Source organism: Pseudomonas sp. Bc-h (assembly GCF_002080045.1).
Taxonomy (GTDB): Bacteria; Pseudomonadota; Gammaproteobacteria; order Pseudomonadales; family Pseudomonadaceae; genus Aquipseudomonas.
The window spans coordinates 331,048-351,530 of the sequence record NZ_MUIN01000002.1 but is presented as its reverse complement, the minus strand read 5'-3'; the positions used below and the strand labels follow the sequence as shown (position 1 = coordinate 351,530).

Below are 20,483 nucleotides of genomic sequence, written 5' to 3'. Positions count from 1 at the left end.
GGCAACCCCATCCTCACAATCAGCGTTTTTCAGTGGACCGGAATCAGACCTCCATCCTTGATAACTGTCCTGGCGGCAGGGGATACCAGGTACTGGAGGAATCCACGCGTCTCTTGAGGATGTGAACTGCCTTTGACCGCAGCCGCTGAGTAGAGGGTCATTTGCTGTACCTGATCGGGAATCAACCCGATGACCTTGATACCGGGAACGTGCGTCAATTCGCTCATTTGCTGCAGTCCCACTTCAGCATCTCCGTTAGCAACGGCCTCGCCTACGGCCTGATCAGAGACCAGCCTGGCTTTGAGCGGCTTGCTCAGTTTCATATTCGGGAATACCCAGTGAGTCAGGTACATTCCGCTGGCGGTGTCTGAGTAAGCAACCGAAAGGGCATTAAGCAGCGTGCTTCGGAAGTTTTCCATATCGCTGATGTCCGGGGTCGCTGCACCTTCGCGAACGGCCATCGCAATGAAGGATTTTCCCACCTCCACTCTTGATGCCTTGTCCACGTTGCCTTGCGCCACCCACCTGTCCATCGTGTTGCGATTGGTTAAAACGATGTCCACCGGTTCACTGCGCGATGGGTTGGAACCAGCAGCTTGCGGGATGCGGTTGAACGGTGGCACGTCCGTGACATTCAACTTCACGCCGGCTGCCTTTTCATATTCGATGGCGGCTTTTCGAGCCGCCTGGCTGATGCCTTCGGCGGTGTACAAGGTGAGTGTCACCGGCTTCTCAGGCTTGGGATTGGAAGCCTGGACTGGACAGGCCGCGATGGACAGCAGGGTCAGGGCGAACGTAAACGATAGGCGAGGCACAACAGGGCTCCTGCGGCTGGAAAAGCCAGGACGTTAGCGCGCCAGCACTGGGGGAAAGCATTAACCCAGGTTAAGAATTGTTCACATTTCTACTCAACGGTCATGTCGGCCGCGCTGATGCCTTTAGAATGGTCGGTCGTTTAAGCAGGAGCTCAAGATGAATCGCGCCTTAATCATCGAGGACGACGAGGTCACGGCACAGGGCATCGTTGCCCAATTGGCACTCAACGGCTTCACAGCCCAGTGGGCCCCAACGGGGCGAGATGGTCTGGCCATGGCCATCGCTGGCGGACACGACGTGATCACACTGGACCGAATGTTGCCGGACTTCGATGGCTTGACCATCGTCAGCACGTTGCGGCAACTCAATATCCAGACGCCGGTGCTGATGGTCAGTGCGCTCTCGGATGTCGACCAGCGAGTGAAGGGGCTGCGCTCGGGTGGAGACGATTACCTTACCAAACCGTTTTCCATGGTCGAACTGATTGCTCGGATCGAGGTGCTTCTGCGTAGCCCGGACCCTGCAAGTTGTGACCATCGCCTCTCGTTCGGGGGCGTGGTGCTCGACCTTATCGAGCAACAGCTGACCCTCGACGATGTCCCCGTTCTGTTGCTGCCAACAGAGTTCAAGCTCCTCACCTACTTCGTCCGTAACGCGGGTCAATTGGTCACGCGCACCATGCTATTTCAGGAGGTTTGGGGTTATCACTTCGACCCCGGCACCAACATCATCGAAGTCCATATCGCGCGCCTGCGGAAAAAAATCGAAGGTCAGCGGTCACCTATCATCCAGACGGTGCGCGGGGCGGGCTATGTTCTGGTCGAGAAACACTGATCGATGGCAGTCCAGCAGTAGTCGGTTGATCGGCCTGTACTTTCTATTTTTCGTTGCCTGGGGCGGGCTGTTTACCGGCGTGCTGTATTGGGAGATCTCCCAGTATCTGGGGACGGTGGCCGAGCGCACGCTGATGCAACGTGCGCATTACTACGCAAAGATCGATGACGCCTCGCTGGTGGGCGAGCTCGCCGCGAGCGAAGCCTATTCGGTCACCGGCATCGACGCATATGGCTTGTTCGAAGCCGATGGCAAACACATCGCCGGGGACTTGCTCAAGCTGCGCTCAAGCCTGCCGGACGACAGACGTGTTCACTACCTTGAGCGGGGGCTGAGCGTTGCGCTTCCGGACGAGCAGACCCGAAGCAGCCATGTGCTCAGAGTTGATCGGCCAGACGGCAGGATTCTGATTCTGGCCCGCGATGGCGGTTCGATTTCAGCGGTGGGAGGGATCATTGGTCAGGCGCTTTTCTGGGGGCTGTCACTCACGCTGATCCCCGGCTTGATTGGCTGGCGCGTCTTGAGGCGTCGACCGCTGCGGCGGGTGGAAGTGTTGCAGCGCAGCACTGAGCGGATCGTCTCCGGCAATCTGGCTGAACGCCTGCCTCTTTCAGCCAGGCGAGATGAGCTGGACATGCTCGCCAGCGCGGTCAACACGATGCTGCAGCATATCGAGGAGCTGATGCACGAGGTCAAAAGCGTGTGCGACGGCATCGCTCATGATCTGCGCACTCCGCTGACGCGCCTGCGCACACGGCTCTACCAGTTGCAGCAGATGCCGTTGGAGCCCATCCACATCACTACCTTGAATCTGGCATTGGAGGAGAGCGAGTCAATCATGTCCCGTTTCCAGGGCCTGTTGCGCATCTCGGAGCTGGAGGACACGCGGCGGCGCAGCGCTTTTGAAAACATCGAGCCCGATGCCTTGCTGCGTCAGGCCCAGGAATTTTACGAGCCATTGGCGCAAGAAAAACAGCAGACGCTTCGGCTGGAGCAGTCAACTGCGTTACCTGTGCTGAGAGGGGATTCCGCGCTGCTGTTCGAAGCCGTTCTGAACCTGCTGGATAACGCGATCAAGTTCACTCAGCCTGCCGGGGAAATAGTGCTGCGTTCCAGCTACGACGCTGATCATGTGCGTCTCGAGGTCATCGACAACGGCCCCGGGATCCCGACGTCCCAGCGCAGCAGCGTGACGCGTCGTCTTTACAGAGGGGATGCATCCCGGCAAACGCCCGGACACGGCCTGGGGTTATCGCTCGTTTCTGCCGTGGTGCGGCTGCACGGGTTCCAGTTGCAGATCGAAGGTGGCCAGCAGGGTGTGGGCACCCGGGTGATAATCAGGTGCCCGTTGGCAACCTCTGCCGCATGAACCTAAACATTATTTAATCTCGGTTAATTTGAGGCAGCTGGACAAGGTCACTAGCGTGGCGGCCTTTGTTCAGCAAGGCTCAATTCGTGAAAAACCCGGTACTTCGGTTCTGCCTGACCTTCCTGTGTCTGTACGCCCCTGGGGTGTTCGCCAACCCTGGGGCGATGATTCCTGCTCATCCCCAGCTGACCGCCAAAGCGTGGGTCCTGATGGACGCTGCCAGTGGAAACGTGATCGCCAGTAGTCACCCTGACGAGCATTTGCCACCCGCGAGCCTGACCAAATTGATGACCGTGTACGTCGCGACGCGGCAAATACAGGCAGGGGAAATGAAGCCAGATGATCTGGTAACGGTGAGCGAAAACGCGTGGCGTACCGAAGGCTCGCGGATGTTCCTTGACCCTGGTAGCCAGGTGTCTGTGCACGACCTGCTTCGAGGCGTCGTGATCGATTCGGGGAACGATGCTTCGGTCGCTCTGGCCGAGCATGTGGCAGGCAGTGAGGACAGCTTTGCGGGGTTGATGAATAACACTGCACGCGAGCTTGGCCTGAACAACTCTCACTTCATGAACCCGACAGGCCTGCCAGCGCCTGACCATTACGCATCGGCTCTGGATCTGGCGAGGCTCGCCAGAGCGATCATCAATGATGAGACCGCGTACTACGACCTTTACAAGCACAAACACTTCACCTGGAACGGAATCAGGCAATCGAACCGCAATCTTCTGTTGTGGCGCGACAGCACGGTCGACGGGTTGAAAACCGGTCACACCGAGGCTGCCGGGTATTGCATGGTGACCTCGGCGTTACGCGATGGACGACGTTTGATCAGCGCCGTACTCGGCTCTACAACGGTCGGTAATCGGGCCTCCGATACCGAGAAACTGCTGACCTACGGATTTCGCTTCTTCGACACACAGACTTACGTCAAAGCGGGTCATGTGCTCGCGACTCCCATGGTATGGAAAGCTCACGAGGACGCCCTTCAGGTGGGGCTGCTGGATGACGTCACGCTGACGTTGGCAAAGAATACACACCGAAAAACCGAGACTCGAATCCTTATCAATAAACCGCTTGTCGCACCCATCGCTCAAGGAAGCGTGGTTGGAACGCTCCAGCTCTATGAGGGAGACAACAGGCTTGCAGAGCGCCCGTTGATCGCGCTCGAGTCAGTCGAGGTCGGAGGTTGGTGGACACGCGCCTGGGACTCGTTGCGCTTGTTTATCGGTGATTTGATTGGGGAATGGCCAGCAGATTCTGCTCCGGCATAACAGTTGGGCGCGATGAGTTCACAACGCGAGGGGTTGTGAAGCATGAGCTGGCGAGGGGCGTACCAGACAAGCGCCCCCTCTGATGCAAACGCACTGTAAGCGGTAGTGCAAAAGCGCCTTATACCTCAGCCACGCATTTCATATCCTGTCAGCGACACATTCCTATCGGAGAAATACCATGAGCGGCACTTCAGATAAGATTAAAGGCCTGGCTAACGAAGCAGTCGGTAACATCAAACAGGGAGTGGGGAAGGCGACTGGCAATGAAGAGTTGCAGGTGAAAGGCAAGGTTCAGGAGAACAAAGGCGAAGCTCAGCAGGTTGTCGGTAAGGTAAAAGATGCGGTGGATAAGCACTGACCGCTGGCAGGCAACCAAGAAACGGCCCTCTTCGCAGGGCCGTTTTGCATTTAAGCGAAGCGCTGCTCGATTGTACGTCTCAGCGCTTGGGCATCATTAGTAGCGCCACGACGATTGCCATTGCGGCAATGATCGTCGCGATCCCACCCAACGCCCCAAGGCCAAACTGCCCGATACCCAGCCCACCCAGGATTGCGCCAAGCCCGATCCCTGCGTTCGCAGTAGAAATATTCAGCGACGCGGCGAGGGCTTGGGCCTTCGCTCCCGCCTGCATCACGCGAACCTGGCATATAGGGAAGAGTGCGGTGGCAGAGCGTATCTGCTGCTCCAGCCGCATATATCGTTCTCGGACCGCTTCATCGATCCGGTTCATGAGGGGATCGACATCGTCGTGAGAATCGGTGGGCCGGACGCTTGGCCTCCTGGTCTTGGTCATCGCTTCATAGGTGCCCAGCGCCTGGTGTTCTGCGCTGCACCCGGTTATCTCGGTGAGCACGGAACTCCAGGCTCAGTCGCGGAGCTGGAGAATCACCACTGCATAGAGGTGTTACCGGAGCTGGCTACCGACGGCCTGCCGATGAACCTCGTATGGCTCAAATCACGGGAATCGTTGCCCAAAGTGAGCGTCCTGCTGGAATACCTGAGCGAGCGCCTGGCGCCCCATGGCAGCGTTTGAGGAGGCAACTTGGCTCGATTTTTCAAGCGCGTGCCGGTCGGTCGACCTGAATGCGGTTATTCTTCAGACTTCGTGGGTGAAAGGTCACCGAGGTAGGGATGAAACAATACAGCTCCAAACCCCTGATTCAACCAGTGGCTTCACCTTCTTCAGCACAGAGTTCCAAAGCAAAGAGCTCCGAAGCAAAGAGCTCCGAAGCAAAGAGCTCCGAAGCACAGAGCTCCGAATTCCCGGCAGACGCCTCCGAGCGGCTGCAGCTCGCCCTCGATGCCGGGGCCATCATCGGCACGTGGGTCTGGGACATTCCCGACGACCGAGTCACAGCGGACGAGCGCTTTTCGCGCACATTTGGTCTGCCCGTGGAGCGCTGCATATCCGGAATTCCCATCGCGGAAGCTTTCTCCTCCATTCATCCTGACGATGTTGACCGCCTGGCGTTTGACATTGAACAAACGATGGCGAGGGGCGGTGCGTTTCGATGTGAATATCGCGTGCGTCAGGATAACGGGTGCTACCGGTGGGTAGAGGCCAATGGCCGTGCCGAGCTTGACGCGCAAGGACAGGCGGTGCGCTTTCCGGGTGTGCTGATGAATATCGAGTTGCGCAAGGCTGCCGAAGCTGAGCGAGACCGAATGTCAGCCTTACTCAGAACGTTCACAGCGGCTGTACCTGGCGTGGTTTACGCCAAGGATCTGGAAGGTAGGATCCTGGTGGCTAACCATGGGACTACCGAGCTGATCGGCAAACCGCCAGAGTTCTACCTGGGCAAAACGGATCTGGAGTTCCTGGAAGACAAGGCTCAGGCACTCCAGGTGATGGAGACCGATCAGCGCATCATGCGAAGCGGCGTGGCCGAGCAGATCGAAGAACGGGTCGACATGCCTGATGGATCTGCGACCACCTGGCTCTCAGCCAAAGCGCCACTCCTGGACGAGTCAGGTGAGGTCATCGGTTTGATCGGCTCGTCGATCGACGTAACGGCGCGAAAGCGGGCTGAGACTGCACTTCTGGATCTCAATCGTAATCTGGAAGCTCGTGTGACTGAGGCTGTGGCTGCACGTGAGGACGCCCAAGCCGCGCTGCGCCAGTCACAGAAAATGGAGGCGATTGGACAACTCACAGGTGGCATTGCCCATGACTTCAATAACCTGCTTGCCGGTATTACAGGCAGCCTGGATCTGATCAAGATGCGACTCCATCAAGGCCGCACTGCAGATGTGGAGCGGTATGTCGGCGTTGCCTATGGCGCGGCGCAACGGGCTGCGGCACTGACTCATCGGCTACTGGCGTTTTCCCGTCGTCAGACGTTGCTTCCTGTACATACCAATGTTCATACCTTGATCGCGGACATGGAAGAGCTCATCCGCCGAACTGTCGGGCCGACCATTGATTTGAAAGTTGACCTGACAGCGGTGGAAAATACATGCCTCGTCGACCCGGCTCAGGTGGAAAACTCTCTGCTTAACCTGTGCATCAACTCTCGGGACGCATCCGGCGCAGGCGGAACCATTTCGATCAAGACCTTCAACCAGTCTCTTGAACCAGGGCCTGAGCTTGACGCAGAGCTCTCTGCGGGAACCTATCTGACCATCTGTGTTGCCGACGACGGCGTCGGGATGAGTGTAGAAACGCTGTCCAAAGCCTTCGACCCTTTTTTCACGACCAAGCCGGTAGGCGCAGGAACCGGCCTCGGATTGTCCATGGTCTACGGCTTTGTGAAGCAATCGGGCGGGCAGATAAAGATTGAGTCTGAGGCAGGGGCCGGAACCCGGGTTTACCTGCAATTGCCAGTCGTGGCCGCTCAAGATGAAGCCATCGTGCTGGCTGAGCCAAAACCGGAAGTCGGCCTTAGTGTTTCAGGAGAAACAGTGCTCGTCGTTGATGATGAGCCATCTGTTCGCATGTTTGTCAGCGAAGCTCTTGGCAACCTCGGCTACCGTGTGATTGAGGCTGCCGACGGGCTGTCGGGGCTGCAGTTGCTCCAGTCTGATACCCCGATTGACTTGCTCGTTACTGATATTGGCCTTCCGGGAGGGATAGATGGTCGCCGCATGGCCGATGCCGCCCGTAAATGCAGACCGAATCTACCGGTATTGCTCATGACGGGTTATGCCGAACCCTCCATCGTCTCCAGTCAGCCGCTAGAGTTGGGCACGGTTGTCCTGACGAAACCCTTCGCGCTCGAAGCGTTGGTTCTGAATGTGAGCACATTGCTAGGAAAGCATGAGGGGACTGTTGTATAGCTGACTTCACTTTCAGGCCTATGATAGGGAAGCCGCAATCAACTAACCTTTACTTACCATCAGTTCATCCGGAGTTACACATGTCCCGCCTCGCAGAATTTCGCGCCCTTGAACAACAACTCGCCGCTCAGCTCGCCGAGCTGGAAACGCTAAAAAACGATAGCGGTTTGAAGAAAGAAATCGAATTTGAAACCAGACTGCGCGACCTCCTGGGTGAGTACAGCTTCAGTCTCCGTGACGTGGTCAACATCCTGGAGCCGCAGCCAGGCAAAGGCCGTAAAGGCACCCCGGCACCGACCGAGAAAGCGACTCGCAAGGCACGCTCTGTAAAAGTCTACAAGAGCCCACTGACAGGCGAGGTTGTAGAGACCAAGGGCGGAAACCATAAACTGCTCAAGGCGTGGAAAAATCAATTTGGTAGCGCAGAGGTTGAGTCGTGGCTGGTCAAGTAAGTTGATGCTGGAACGAGAGCCGCCTTAGGGCGGCTTTTTTGTTCCGGTGCGATGTGCGAAGAGATTCAACACGCCTGACACTGTTCATTTCTGCCGGGCGTTGCCGATCCTGGTTTTGAACGAAGCGGGCGAGTCGCCAGTCGGAACTCTCAAAGCGTCCAATTGGGAATTTGATTCATGGCATCTCGATCTGCCTCGTATGCTGGCGTGTGCACGCTGGCTTTAAGCGTGATGGCGAACGCTGAAGACCCCCTGCGTGTTGAAAGTCTGAATCGTTGCGGTGATCTACTTGAAAGCCAGCGCCAGGAGTGGTGCCTGAAAGTCAGAGGGCTGACCGCCGGTGTACCTGCTGTATACCTCAACGGAGAGTCGCTCTCCGAGCGGGTCGTCCGGCGCGATGGCGATCAGCTGCGAGTGCAGGTGAAAAGCACGGAGCATAAAAGTGGCCCGCTTTATGTGAGGGATGATCAGCGCCAGAGCAATGCGGTCTGGCTCACCATGGGCAATAGTCATGTTGTGGCCGCAGGGCCGAACGAAGTGGCGAAGAACATGGATGGCCTGACTTCTTACGTCGACCTCATTAGCTTGGTGATCGAGGAAGATCACGATGGCCGCAAGGAGGCCGAGAGACTCGCGGCGAAGTACGGAGCGAAGGTGGTGGGCAGCATCGCCCCGTTGAACCTGTATCAGCTTCGGTTGCCTGCCAGGGATCTGGTGCAACGGGACGCCCTTGTATTGCGTCTGGGCAGCGAGATCAGCGTAGATGCTGTCGTTATCGAAGAATCGGCGCCTGAGCGGGCGGAGGAGGGTGCAAGTCGCCCCGCCGAACCCGGCAAGCCGGAACCCGACTCTGATGAGTGGGCCGCCAACCGATTCCTCGACGCGGTGAACTACTACCAACGACGCATACCTGCCAAGCAGGCCGCTATTGATCCCCAGCCAATTCGCGTCGGACTGATCGAGCGTGATGTCGACTTCGATACGCCAGACTTTGCCGACTATCTCGGGCCATGCTCCGTACCACGAACCTGCGTCTATGCTCGCGACTCAGAAAAGCCGCAGGGGCATGGGACAACCGTTGCCGGGATCCTTGCGGCCAGTTGGGATCAGGGCGGGAATACCGGATTCCTGAGGGGCCTGGACAAAACCAGCGGCGGCTTCGAGGTCATCGTGGAACGTAACTCCGATGCTGGCATCACCGCCAACATCGCAGCTTCCGTGAACCTCGTCGAGGACGGAGTCCGGGTGCTCAACTGGAGCTGGGGCATTCATCGTGTCGGCGCCAGGAACGTTGAAGGTGACGAAGTTGACTCCCTGCTTCGTTCGGGCATCGCGATGGGAGGTTACGAAGAACTGCTGGAGGAGTTCTTCCTATGGCTGCGCAAGGAACATCCGGATGTGGTCGTGGTGAACTCTGCGGGCAATGGATCTTCGTTCTCGGGCACTGATGAATACCGGTTGCCGTCGTCCTTCATAACCGAGCAGCTGTTAGTGGTGGGTGGACACCAGCGTAACGAGCGCACAGGCATCGCTGTGGACAATCCGGCCTACGCCGTCAAACGCAACTCCTCCAACATCGACATGCGCGTCGACATCACGGCGTCCGCGTGTGTGCATGCGTCAACGACGAAGGCCGATCAGACAGGCGCCGTGCATTGCGGGACTTCTTATGCCACACCCATGGTCACCGGTTTGCTGGCCGCAATGCTCTCGATCAACCCGGAACTCAAGCCAGAACAGCTGCGTATGTTGCTGCGACGCAGTGCGATGGCTATCGGTGATAACTACGACTTCGAGCCAATGGACGCTGAAGACCTGACCGCACCCATACTGCCATCTGAACGCAACTATCAGCTCAACGACAAGGACGTGGGTCGCTCAGCCCGCCTGGATATGCAGAGAGCCCTGGATCTGGCTGTGAAGAGCCGGGGCCGGGTTCGTTGAGTTGAGCCCCGTTTTGCTTTGACCCGTCTGCCGTCCCTCTAGACGCGTTGGGACCGTTGCCTACGCTCTCGGCATGCCTGGCACTTCCATATTGATCTTCCGCCAGAAGGCCTCGGAGAAGCTGTAAACCGAGAATGCAATGAGCCCCAAGGCCATCACGATCAAAACCAGCCATCCAGCGGGTAGATGTTGTAGCGCGTCGAGCGCTTCCTTCATACCAGGCGGATCCATTGCTTGATAAGCTGAACCGCTCACTCCCAGCAGCAACGCAATCTCTATAAAAACGACTCCACGGGCAATCAGGCCAAACCGGGACACCGGGCGCACGTACCGCATGACGTCTTCGTCGGCCTCAAAATATTGTTCAAACGACGCCTTCCATCCCTTGATGATGTGAGCAATTCCAACACCTAACGGGATGAGAGCGATCAAGTACACCAGTAAATTGGAGTGTTCCCAAGATAGAAGATGCGCCAGCCAATCCTTGGTTTGCCCTCCGGAATCGTCCGAGCTTTTGATTCCGCTCATGAGCAGGCCTAACGCAAAGAATGCCAGGGCACCGTTGACCAAACCTCCCGCCAGCAGGCCAGCGCGAATGGTCAATCCCCTGAGGTTTTTGCCGTGGTGGTCGACGTCACGCGTAGCTTGCAGCACCCGCCAGGCCGCAAATGCGAGCAGCCCCACGACCACAAGTCCCACGAGAAAATAGCCGAACGGCTGACCTAACAAGGCCTCCAGGCTTTTGTGGCTGTCTTTGGGTTTTGTTGAATCCTGGGCGGCCAGCAATGCAAAGATGCCGATGATCAGGTAAAGCATTCCGCGAGCGGCGTATCCGCCCCGTGCAAGTATTACAAGGCTGTGATGCGCTGACATGGTCTGTATTCCGAAAGTAATACAGAAACAGACCCTTCTGGCGGGGAGGGGTTCGATCATTGACCTCAAGGCTTGACTGGCTTTGGACTGCGGGAAATCCGCGTCCCAGTCGCGCGATAAAGGCATCGCCTACCAAGCATCTATACGCGGCCGTCGCTTCTTGAAAGGGGTCTGCTCATTGGAGATTTGCAACGCTGCGACGCGACATTTCGTACGCTGGTTTATTCGGTGCTCGCCAGTCGATCCGGGTTGTTGCCGCCACGTTGCACAGTCTTCCTTTTAGTCAGTCGATGCTGTGTGCACTGCGGCATTCGCATCAGGTTGCGCAGCAGGCGCTTGCGCCTTCCCACGATTTCGTCGGCCTTGACTGCGTTGCCGTGAAGCTTGCTGCTTGGCGTGTATCGCCTGAGCGGCAGTGACCACACCGGCCGGTTGTCCATTTAAGTCCAGGCGCGGCGCGTTCTCTAGCATGCTCGCCCAATATCGAGCCCCCCGACACCAGGTAGAGATTCCGAGCTTGAGCTGTTCGAGGGATATCCCGAGCAGCTCCAAATGTTGCTCGGCATCCTTCAAAATCCCTTCCTTGAGCGGAACCTTGGGGGCGGGATTGACCGGAAACGCCAAAGGAAAATGCCTCTGCAACGGCCAGATCGCCTCCATCGCCGGGTCACGGTCACGAGGCTTCGATTGCGGGGCGGATTTGCGTTTGTGAGGCTTCGCGCTGTCAGTCTTTGCCTGCTCTTTTTCGGCCTTCAGTTGGTCACGTAGCTCAGCTAGTTGTTCAAAACCCATTGTCTATCCACTGCTTGTAGGTTGATTGCGTGGTGCAAGGATATTCCATGCGGCGCCTGGGCGCAGCAGAGAAAGGATGACTCGCCATTGGTTCAATGCGCGTGCCTTACGGATCTGACCGGAGACAGCGTTTCACTACGACTGATTCACTGGCCCCAGCCATCCGCTTCTTCAATAAAGTGCAGAACAGCGCTTGAGCGTTCGTCGATCCGAGAAATCAGCGACAGCTCGCTCACCATCTCCGGCATGTCGAGAGGAAACAGATGAACTCCTGGCATCGTGAGTCGAGCCATCGGCTCGGGGACGATGCTGATGCCAATACCTGCGGCAACCAGACCAGGAATGCTCATCAGTGAAGGCACATAGAAGATATTCTCGGGGTGCAGTTGGTTGAGCCGACAGGCGTGAAGCGTATGCGAGGTCAGGCCAATGCCGTTCGGGTCTTGGAGGAACACAAATTTCTCGTGTCGCAGAATCGTCAAATCGCCGTTGAAGCGCATGGCCAAAGGGTTGTTATCCGGAATCAGCAACACCAGGCGCGACTGGCTGAAATAATGCGTGCGTAACCGGTCGGGCAGGTGATCCTTGAACACGCGTGCGAACGCCAGATCAATCTTGTGTTCGAGAAGCATGTCGAACTGCGCGCGTATGCCTGCGTCGACCAACGAGACCTTGATGTCCGGAAACGCAGTGAAGTAGTGCCGAAGCAGTTGAGGCAGGTTGTGCTCAAGCAGGGCCGAATGATAGCCGATGGTGATTTCACCCACTTCACCGCGACGGGCCCGACGAGCCGCTGCAATAGCCAGCTCACTGGAGTCGATGGATTGCCTGGCATGGGGAACGAACGCCATGCCCGCAGCAGTGAGTACGACCCCTCGATTCTCGCGGCGAAACAGCGACAGCCCCAGCTCGCTTTCCAACGTTCTGATCAACTGGCTCAGTGCGGGCTGGGCGATGCCGAGCTGCTCGGCAGCCTGGCTGAAGTGCTGCAACTCTGCCGCGACGACAAATGCTTTCAGGTGACGAAGTTCCATAGGTGAACCTATAAGCCAGGCTTATTGAAATATCACATTTTCGATAATTATTTTGCAAGCAACGTGCGCTACCGTCTACCCACTTCGACGTATCTGCCGGCAATGCCTCCAGAGCACGGAGCAGTCTCCAATAACGATAACAATGACGATGAGCACCACCATGAAGACAGTGAGTAGCACACCTCAGGATTCGCGCATGTCGCGCAGGGCGGTGACGGCAGCCACTATCGGCACCGCCCTTGAATGGTTCGATTTCACCCTGTATGGAGCCGTTTCAGCGACTGTTCTGCCCAAGCTCTTCTTCCCGGCGATGGAGCCCACCGCCGGTTTGCTGGCATCGCTTGCAACCTTCGGTGTCGGCCTGGCGGCTCGTCCACTGGGAGCGATCACCTGTGGTTATCTGGGAGACAAGCTGGGTCGTCGCAACTTGATGCTTGCGACAGTGACCATGATGGGCCTGGCTTCTGTGTTGATGGGGTTGTTGCCGACCTATGGCCAGGTCGGCGTCTGGGCTCCCATACTGCTGGTTTTGCTGCGCATCATCCAAGGCTTTGCGCTGGGCGGTGAGTCGACTGGCGCGCAGCTGATGGCGCTGGAGCATGCTGCTCCCGATCGGCGCGGTCGTTACTCGGGATTGTTAGGGCTGTGTTCGCCATTGAGTCAGATCCTCGCGAACGCCGTGTTGATGGGGCTGGCGGCAACCCTTAGCGCCGCGCAGTTCGAAAGTTTTGGCTGGCGCATCCCTTTTCTCATGAGCTTCATTTTGGTCGTGGTGGCGATCTTCATACGGCTCAAAGTTGACGAAACGCCAGCGTTTGTCGCGTTGAGGGATACCAAGAAAGACACCGTGCGCAGCCCACTCAAATCAGCGTTGGGGAGTCACTCGAAAACAATCGTTCGGCTGATGCTGTTTTTCTGCTCACCCGCTGCACTGTTCTACCTGATCGTGATCTTTTCACTCAGCTACCTCACCAAACACCTGGGACTGACTCAGTCCATGGGGTTCATGTCGCTGATGGTGGCAAACATCTGCGCAATATTCGGGGCGCTCGCCGGCGGCTATCTGTCAGATCGATGGGGGCGCAAAAAGGCGCTCGCGTTCGGGTCGTGCATGACCCTGGTGATTCTGACAGTCTACTTCCCGATCCTGAACACCCAGAACATCGCTGCAATCATGGCCATCATGGGGCTCTTTCTCGGCTTCACCCAGTTCCAGAGCGGTATTCAACCTGTCGCATTCGCCGAGGCGTTTCCCACCCAGGTGCGCTATTCGGGCTCGGCATTGGCCTATACGGGCGCGAATCTGCTGGTCGGCGGCCCGATGCCGATGATCGCTGTCTGGCTCATGAGCCAGTCAGGTAATTCGCCTTGGCCATTGGTATCGCTCTGCGCGGTGATCAACCTGGTGTCGCTGGCCATGATTGTGATTGGCCCGGAAACCCGAGGCATCGATCTGAACCATGTGGCCGCAGGTGAAACCCACGATGCCGCTGCTGACGTACTTCTCTCGAAAACCTATGGCGGACGACCATGAATCGCACAGTCTTTATCCTCAATGGCCCTAACCTGAACATGTTGGGCCGTCGTGAGCCGCACATTTACGGTCACACAACACTCGTTGAAATTCAGGAGGCGTGTCATGCGCTAGCGGCAGAGCTTGATTTGCAATGCGAGTTCCGGCAAACCAACCACGAAGGTGTAATGGTGGACTGGATTCAGGAAGCGTTTGAGCAGAATGCGGCCGTCATCATCAATCCAGCCGGGCTGTCATTTCACTCCATCCCTGTGCTTGATGCCTTGAAGCTCATCAAGGCCCCGCTGATTGAGCTGCATCTGTCCAACATCCATGCCCGTGACGAACTGCATCGCCATTCGATCATGTCGAGTGTCGCCAGCGCGGTGATTTGCGGTTTGGGTGCAGACGGGTATCCACTGGCGGTCAGAGCGGTTGCAAAGCTTCTGAAGCGGGATGCCCGCTCTTGAACCTCCCGCACCCCAGTAATCCTGGTCAGTCTCCATACTTGTTCTTTCTTGGGTTAGGTGATCAATGAGTGACAGGTTTTGGCTCAGGCAACTTGTACTCGTTGTTCTGCACGGACTTGTCCGGCATGTAAACCCGGAACGCCAGCGTCCAGTTGTCAGTCGGTGCGATCAGCAGGTTGTTTGCATCTTTTCCGCAGGTTTGTGGATTACCGAAATGCAGGGTGAACGTCTTGCCATCCTTGTCGGGTACGATCTCATGGTTCGAAAGGCTGGAGCCTTCCTCGGTGTGCAGGTACAGATCGTCACCGTACATCGTCATTGAATAGAAACCCAATTGAGGGTTGGTCATGCCCGGTACCGGGTAAGTCGCGGCATAGCAGATGTCTTTCTTGACCTTGTACGACTTGAAGGAATACCAGGCGTGTTGGTCGGGCAACAGTCCGGTCGCCACGGCAGCCCCCACATTGATGTCATCTTGAGAGATCGTGCCGCGAGCTCCCATGGTTTTGCTTACGCCACGGGTATCGGCGGACTCCACGTAGTGCGCTTTGATTTGCTTGAGTTGCTCCTGATTCCAATCAATGGCCTTGAAGGCCTTCGGTGTATAACCGGACGGAAAGCTGACCTTGTACTCATCCTGGATGGCATTGGCCTTTGCCACGTCTGCTGGATCATTTGGGTTCACTTGAGTGCGGATATTGACCACGACGAAATCAGTAACGGTTTTCGGGTCGATGGCGTATTCACCCCCGCCGTAATAGACATTGTCGGTGACATGATCATGCTGCATGACGTGTACCGAGGTGTAACGGCCATCGCCTTTGGGCACATGGATAGTGGCGCCGTGAGACGCATCGATGATGGCGAAGGAATACAGCGTATCGCGATTCATCAATACGGCAGGCTGCTTATCGAGCTCCATCGGTTTACGGTGATTGTAAAATTTGTTGGTCGCTCCGAGCTTCACTTCATTCTGCATGGACTCGTCCAGCACGGCGAAGGCGAAGTTCTCAGGGGTCACAGCAACGTTCTTTTCGTTGACCAGCGTCGACTCAAGTTTTCGGGCCGCATCCAAGCTGAGCAGGGGCGTTTTTTCGTCGGCCTGCGCAACATGAATACTCGTTGCCAGTAAGCTCAACAGGAAAGCAGCGGGTGCCAGTGCATTCATCGAAATCGCTCCGTGCAAAAACTCAGACACAACCTGATCCAGCAGCGCTGTTGGCTGATCCGGGTCGAAACTTCCATGCAACACGAAAAGCCCCATTGCTCGGGACTGCAATTGGATGGCGTAGGAAACGTTGCCAATGCGCAATTTTTGGTTGGCTTTCGACATTCGATAGAGAGCTTTGGCTCGATAGCGGACGCTCAAGGCCGAGCATCCGTACCAGGCCTTGGTCTTCGCCATGGCATCTATTTTCTTTCAGCCCTGCGGCGCATCCAACAAGACCCACAAACGTAGGATTCTGCCATCGCTGACTTCTGCCGCATCTACACCACTCACGACGACCGGCCCGTTGGCTGGGCCTGCGCGCCATCTCAAATATCCTAATCCGTGATGCCCCACTGCAACGCCATCAGGCACAAAAGAAAAATCGGGCCCGAATTGTTTGAGAAGTGCGCCCGCAACATCTGAGATCGCGGATCGGCCAATGACGATGCCCGTTGGTTCATACATTGTCGGCTCAGCAGAGAAAAGCTCGTGGACGGCAGCATTCCTCTTTATATCGTCTCGCTCATTGAATACCCGCTGCAGATTGGCGCACAGGAGGGTGTTGTAGTCAGGTTCGATAGCCGTCTTTGATGCTTCATTGGAGTCAGTCATGACGTTTCCTTTGGTGGTGAAAAGAGGCTGTCTCCCCGGCTTCTTGGCGCATAAGCCCTCGCGAACCTGGGACAGTGACTCGAGTGAACGATGCGACGCTTGGTGGTTAGCACATCAGGGGGTCAACAGAATCGACCCGGTGTGTTTGCGGGCTGCAATATCGCATGAGCGAATGCCGCTTCTTCCAGGCGATAGCGAGCAAGTTGCAAGTGCCCCAGAGCACCCTCCCGGAAACGCTCATACAACTCCGACGCCGCCATGTCCTGGATCCAGCGTCTGTCGACCGACCAGGTCGTAAACCACGTCGACACCATACCCACCGCTCAAGGCTCTGATCCGTTGTGCCAGATCCGCCCCATCGGAACGCAATACAAGATCCGGCCCCCAACTCTCGACGATTCGGGCCTTGCCGGCTGACCCAACGGTGGCGGTAACGTTGGCCCCCAAGGATTTGGCCCAATGTGCGAGCAGGCTGCCTGGTCCACCCGAGGCGCCATGCACAACCGCGGTTTCAACGGCTCGAACCCCATGCACCTGCTTGACCAGCGCCCATGCAGTAAGACCTTTGGACAGCAGCCCGGCGGCCTGCACGCTGGAGATATCGTCGGGAAGCTTGATTAGTGCGCTGACATCGATTACCCGACGATCTGCATACGCGAAGAATAGCCCACACGATCGGATCTCAGGATGAGAGGTCGATCAGGCGCTCTGGCCGCCATCGACGTTGAGCGTGGCGCCGGTGATGTACGAAGCCTCGGGCCCTGCCAGGAAGGACACAGCTGCGGCGATGTCTTCCGGCTGACCGTAGCGGCCCAGCGCTGCCAGACCCGCTAGAAACGGAGCATGGTCGGCGGTTTCAGGGTTCATCTCGGTGTTGATCGCACCCGGCTGGATGATATTCACCGTGATGTTGCGGGGCCCCAGATCGCGGGCCCAGCCACGGGTGTAAGCAGCCACGGCAGCTTTGGTCGCTACGTAGTCGGCAGCACCCGGGAATGGCACGTGGTCAGCGCCAGTCGTGCCCAAGGAAATGATCCGTCCACCTTCGTTCATCAGGCCGACTGCCGTGCGTACTGCCGTCACGACACCGCCGACGTTGACCGCTTGCTGGCGGTCGAATGCTGCGATGTCCGCGTCAGAAGCACCCACTGAGCCCGTGACGAAAACGCCAGCGCTGTTGATCAGGATGTCCAGGCGACCGAAGTGTTGATGAACCTGTTTGACCAGCGCGATGACCTGCGCGGTGTCACCTTGGTCGGCTTTGATAGCCAGTGCCTGCACGCCATGACGCTCAATCTCGGCGACCACGTTTTGCGCTTGCTCCGGGGATTTCGCGTAGCTGAACGCGACATGCGCGCCATCTGCTGCGAGACGTTTCGCGATGGCAGCGCCAATGCCACGAGAGCCGCCAGTGACCAGTGCTACCTTACCTTTGAGTTGCTGAGTCATCTATCTAACCCCACTTGGAGCCAACCGGAATGGGTGGCTTCGTTTCGGTGAGTTCAATGTATGAGATAGCGTCGACGGGATAAATTAGCTAAAAAGGACACCACTGTTCCTTTATGCGGGCTAATCGATTTAGCCTTTATCTGATGAGTGAGTGACGACGTGGACTACTTCAACGCAGTCAAAGCGTTTATCCAGGTTGTGGAAGCCGGAAGCTTCATCAAGGCGGCGCAAACGCTGAACCTTCCGCGCAACACCGTCACCAAACATATCCAATCGCTGGAAATTCATCTGCGCGTGAAGTTACTCAACCGCACCACGCGACGTATCTCGCTTACCAACGATGGCACCGCTTACTATGAACGCATGGTGCGAGTGGTGGATCAGTGGCTGGAGGCTGAGTCAGATCTGGCCAGCGCCCAGGCCCGTCCTCATGGTCGATTGCGTGTGGATATGGGCTCGACCATGGCGACTATGCTGGTGTTGCCCGCACTCCCGGATTTTCAGAGACGCTACCCGCAGTTGCAGCTGGACATTGGCGTAAGCGACAGGCCGGTTGACCTGCTCGGTGATCGGGTCGACTGCGTCATTCGCGGCGGCGCGTTAAACGATCTGTCGTTGATAGCCAGACGCCTGGGTAGCCTCACGTTCGTCACCTGCGCGACGCCCGAATATCTCGCCGCTCATGGCACTCCCTCGCACCCAATAGATCTGGAAGCGAACCATCAGATGGTTCGCTATTTTTTTGCCGGAACCAATCGGCGCTTGCCTGTGGAGTTTGTCAAAGGCGACGAGCGCATCTCGGTAGATGCGAACTACTTCATTTCGGTAAACGACTCCAACGCTCTGCTTGCTGCCGCCCTCGCCGGTATGGGCGTGTTGCAGACATTGACGTTCATGGCCGAGCCGCACTTCAAGTCCGGTGCACTGGTGCAGTTGCTGGAGGACTGGTCGCTGGAGCCGAACCCGATCTATATCGTTTATTCGCCCAATCGGCACCTCAGTGCACGTGTAAGGGTCTTCGTGGAGTGGCTTGTGGAGTTGTTTGAGAGCAAGGGATTACGCTGACGGCCCAGGAAAAAGAGGCGCTCCGAAGAGCGCCTCTGTCGCACTTATTGCGAGCTAACAGCTTTGAGGTCGGGCTTGGACGAGCCACCGATCTCGATACGCCGTGGTTTGGCTTCCTCCGGAACGACGCGGAGCAGATTGATGCTCAGCAAGCCATCGCTCAGCGCTGCGCCTTGCACTTCGATGTGATCCGCAAGACGGAACGACAACCGAAAGGCCCTCTGGGCAATGCCCTGGTGGAGGTACGTCACTTCCTGTTCTGTTTCGCGTTTCCCGCCAGCGACTGTAAGAACGCCTTTCTCGACTTGTATGTTTATATCGTCCTCGGTCAAGCCAGCCGCCGCAATGACAATGCGGTATTCATTTTCACCGTGCTTCTCGACGTTGTGAGGAGGATAGGCATTGTTGGCCTCGCTACGGAGCGCCGATTCGAAAAGATCGTTAAAACGGTCAAAGCCTACGGACTGACGGAACAGTGGTGCCAACGAAAGTGTAGTAGCCATGACAAATCTCCTGAGTTTTCTCCAAGTGATTAAGACGCGACCCGATTTCGGCATCGCGTAATCCCGAATGTAGGTTCGGGCAAAAGGGTTTCAAGAGGAGGTTCGGAAAATTTTTTTCGCTATTCAAGGTTGGGGGTACTTCTCGCATGCTTCGGAGGAGGTCTGCTGTCAGCGCGTTGGCATGGCGGCGTGTCTTCATAAGCACATGCCTGGTATGGATTGGAGTGCACACGTCTCTGCGAAACGAATGGGGGAAATGAAGCCGATTACACGGGGGTATTGCCAGGCTCGATGCGCTTAGGATTAGTCAGACGACGTCCCGGACATTTTATGGGGGGACTCTGCGACTTGGTACTGCTGCTCGTGGCCCTGTGAGACACAGGGCTGCTGATAATTGTCCGAGCAGATAGCGCAGGCGCTCGGCTCAGACAATGGACCGGCCTCAGAACCTAGGTACATCGAAAGTCCATTAAGCCTGAGCACTGCAGCCCTCTGATCAATTGCCGCGTTTAGCTCCACGCGGCATTTTTCCCAATCCTCTTTGGCGACCTTCGTTTTTTTCATGATGTCTACCATGGCCCGACAGGCTTTTTGATAACGAGCCTGGGCGGCCTGTGCCTGGTTCATGAAAGCAGCTCTCGACCAGGTTGTTTCAATCTGTGACCTGGCCAGCGCATCGTTGGAGGCATCTCGCAAGCTGATGGGCCATATCCTGCTTCGCGGCTTGTTGCTTATAGATTCTGTGAGGAAATGGGCTCGCTTCTGGCCCCATTCCAAGGCTTGTGTGACCGATTCCTCTGGGCAGTGGGCGTAGTATTCTTCCACGAGCGGCAAACCCCTCCCGTCATAAACCCCCACGAACAACTGAATGATGGATTTGCGCGAGGAACGTGCCTGAAGCTCTATTTGGATACCGCAATCGGCTGTTACCCGTCGCAGCGTTGACTGCAATTGGCAATCAGACCACAGCCAGAATTTCGTTCCTCTTTTCTTCATAGC

General features: G+C 56.9%; 20 protein-coding genes and 2 pseudogenes. 11 read left to right on the top strand and 11 right to left on the bottom strand.

The annotated features are described in order from the left end of the window. Positions 1-29: 29 nt before the first annotated feature. Complete coding sequence (locus BWR59_RS03755) at positions 30-815, bottom strand: substrate-binding domain-containing protein (protein ID WP_081564286.1); 786 nt, start codon at positions 813-815, stop codon at positions 30-32. A 157-nt stretch (positions 816-972) separates the two neighbouring features. On the opposite strand from BWR59_RS03755, the gene BWR59_RS03750 reads away from it, so the two are divergent. The 4 genes from BWR59_RS03750 to BWR59_RS03735 all read left to right on the top strand — a co-directional run bounded on the left by BWR59_RS03750 (position 973) and on the right by BWR59_RS03735 (position 4,648). Continuing rightward, positions 973-1,650, top strand: coding sequence for a response regulator transcription factor (locus BWR59_RS03750; RefSeq protein WP_081564285.1), 678 nt, complete (start codon positions 973-975; stop codon positions 1,648-1,650). Beyond that, positions 1,628-3,019, top strand: a complete 1,392-nt coding sequence (locus BWR59_RS03745; protein WP_081564284.1) for a HAMP domain-containing sensor histidine kinase — start codon at positions 1,628-1,630, stop codon at positions 3,017-3,019. The genes BWR59_RS03750 and BWR59_RS03745 overlap by 23 nt, the downstream gene beginning before the upstream one ends. Before the next feature lie 164 nt (positions 3,020-3,183). Next, entirely contained in the window at positions 3,184-4,290 is a 1,107-nt protein-coding gene (locus BWR59_RS03740; RefSeq protein WP_081564492.1) for a D-alanyl-D-alanine carboxypeptidase family protein, read from the top strand. A gap of 178 nt (positions 4,291-4,468) precedes the next feature. Beyond that, positions 4,469-4,648 (top strand): CsbD family protein, encoded by a 180-nt coding sequence (locus BWR59_RS03735; RefSeq protein ID WP_081564283.1) that lies wholly within the window; start codon positions 4,469-4,471, stop codon positions 4,646-4,648. A gap of 79 nt (positions 4,649-4,727) precedes the next feature. Here BWR59_RS03735 and BWR59_RS32760 read toward each other — a convergent pair. After that, a pseudogene (locus BWR59_RS32760) lies at positions 4,728-4,955 on the bottom strand (MFS transporter); the annotation flags it as partial. Between the two features lie 15 nt (positions 4,956-4,970). On the opposite strand from BWR59_RS32760, the pseudogene BWR59_RS03730 reads away from it, so the two are divergent. The 4 genes and pseudogenes from BWR59_RS03730 to BWR59_RS03715 all read left to right on the top strand — a co-directional run. Beyond that, positions 4,971-5,324: pseudogene (locus tag BWR59_RS03730) on the top strand (LysR substrate-binding domain-containing protein); the annotation flags it as partial. Between the two features lie 98 nt (positions 5,325-5,422). After that, the gene (locus BWR59_RS03725; RefSeq protein WP_081564281.1) at positions 5,423-7,567 is read left to right on the top strand and encodes a PAS domain-containing sensor histidine kinase; all 2,145 of its coding nucleotides are present in this window, start codon (positions 5,423-5,425) and stop codon (positions 7,565-7,567) included. Positions 7,568-7,647: 80 nt separating this feature from the next. Next, positions 7,648-8,019, top strand: coding sequence for a histone-like nucleoid-structuring protein, MvaT/MvaU family (locus tag BWR59_RS03720; RefSeq protein ID WP_081564280.1), 372 nt, complete (start codon positions 7,648-7,650; stop codon positions 8,017-8,019). A gap of 231 nt (positions 8,020-8,250) precedes the next feature. Continuing rightward, positions 8,251-9,963, top strand: coding sequence for a S8/S53 family peptidase (locus tag BWR59_RS03715; RefSeq protein WP_230981961.1), 1,713 nt, complete (start codon positions 8,251-8,253; stop codon positions 9,961-9,963). A gap of 60 nt (positions 9,964-10,023) precedes the next feature. Here BWR59_RS03715 and BWR59_RS03710 read toward each other — a convergent pair whose 3' ends face one another. The 3 genes from BWR59_RS03710 to BWR59_RS03700 form a co-directional block, all read right to left on the bottom strand. Continuing rightward, positions 10,024-10,836 carry a DUF1206 domain-containing protein gene (locus BWR59_RS03710; protein WP_081564491.1) on the bottom strand — a complete coding sequence of 271 codons (813 nt, stop codon included), beginning with the start codon at positions 10,834-10,836 and terminating at the stop codon, positions 10,024-10,026. A 279-nt stretch (positions 10,837-11,115) separates the two neighbouring features. Next, positions 11,116-11,628 (bottom strand): ProQ/FinO family protein, encoded by a 513-nt coding sequence (locus BWR59_RS03705; protein WP_081564278.1) that lies wholly within the window; start codon positions 11,626-11,628, stop codon positions 11,116-11,118. Between the two features lie 146 nt (positions 11,629-11,774). Beyond that, positions 11,775-12,662, bottom strand: coding sequence for a LysR family transcriptional regulator (locus tag BWR59_RS03700; RefSeq protein WP_081564277.1), 888 nt, complete (start codon positions 12,660-12,662; stop codon positions 11,775-11,777). 160 nt (positions 12,663-12,822) lie between these two features. Here BWR59_RS03700 and BWR59_RS03695 point away from each other — a divergent pair, with 160 nt between their 5' ends. Both BWR59_RS03695 and BWR59_RS03690 read left to right on the top strand, forming a co-directional pair. Beyond that, positions 12,823-14,196, top strand: coding sequence for an MFS transporter (locus tag BWR59_RS03695; protein WP_081564490.1), 1,374 nt, complete (start codon positions 12,823-12,825; stop codon positions 14,194-14,196). Continuing rightward, positions 14,193-14,645, top strand: coding sequence for a type II 3-dehydroquinate dehydratase (locus tag BWR59_RS03690; protein WP_081564276.1), 453 nt, complete (start codon positions 14,193-14,195; stop codon positions 14,643-14,645). Before BWR59_RS03695 ends, BWR59_RS03690 begins: the two co-directional genes overlap by 4 nt. Before the next feature lie 61 nt (positions 14,646-14,706). Here the strand turns inward: BWR59_RS03690 and BWR59_RS03685 are convergent, their stop codons facing one another. The 4 genes from BWR59_RS03685 to BWR59_RS03670 all read right to left on the bottom strand — a co-directional run bounded on the left by BWR59_RS03685 (position 14,707) and on the right by BWR59_RS03670 (position 17,916). Then, positions 14,707-16,050, bottom strand: a complete 1,344-nt coding sequence (locus BWR59_RS03685) for a DUF1254 domain-containing protein (RefSeq protein WP_081564275.1) — start codon at positions 16,048-16,050, stop codon at positions 14,707-14,709. A gap of 15 nt (positions 16,051-16,065) precedes the next feature. Then, positions 16,066-16,467 carry a nuclear transport factor 2 family protein gene (locus BWR59_RS03680; RefSeq protein WP_081564274.1) on the bottom strand — a complete coding sequence of 134 codons (402 nt, stop codon included), beginning with the start codon at positions 16,465-16,467 and terminating at the stop codon, positions 16,066-16,068. Positions 16,468-16,704: 237 nt separating this feature from the next. Beyond that, positions 16,705-17,058: a zinc-binding dehydrogenase gene (locus tag BWR59_RS03675; protein WP_168184444.1), complete on the bottom strand. Its 354-nt coding sequence runs from the start codon at positions 17,056-17,058 to the stop codon at positions 16,705-16,707. A 108-nt stretch (positions 17,059-17,166) separates the two neighbouring features. Continuing rightward, complete coding sequence (locus BWR59_RS03670) at positions 17,167-17,916, bottom strand: SDR family oxidoreductase (RefSeq protein WP_081564272.1); 750 nt, start codon at positions 17,914-17,916, stop codon at positions 17,167-17,169. Positions 17,917-18,075: 159 nt separating this feature from the next. Between BWR59_RS03670 and BWR59_RS03665 the strand changes: the two genes are divergently transcribed. Then, positions 18,076-18,981: a LysR family transcriptional regulator gene (locus BWR59_RS03665; RefSeq protein ID WP_081564271.1), complete on the top strand. Its 906-nt coding sequence runs from the start codon at positions 18,076-18,078 to the stop codon at positions 18,979-18,981. Positions 18,982-19,025: 44 nt separating this feature from the next. Here BWR59_RS03665 and BWR59_RS03660 read toward each other — a convergent pair whose 3' ends face one another. Together BWR59_RS03660 and BWR59_RS03655 are read right to left on the bottom strand one after the other, a co-directional pair. Next, complete coding sequence (locus tag BWR59_RS03660; RefSeq protein WP_081564270.1) at positions 19,026-19,484, bottom strand: Hsp20 family protein; 459 nt, start codon at positions 19,482-19,484, stop codon at positions 19,026-19,028. A gap of 303 nt (positions 19,485-19,787) precedes the next feature. Then, on the bottom strand, positions 19,788-20,480 hold the full coding sequence (locus BWR59_RS03655) for a hypothetical protein (protein ID WP_081564269.1): 693 nt from the start codon (positions 20,478-20,480) through the stop codon (positions 19,788-19,790). Between the last annotated feature and the right edge of the window lie 3 nt (positions 20,481-20,483).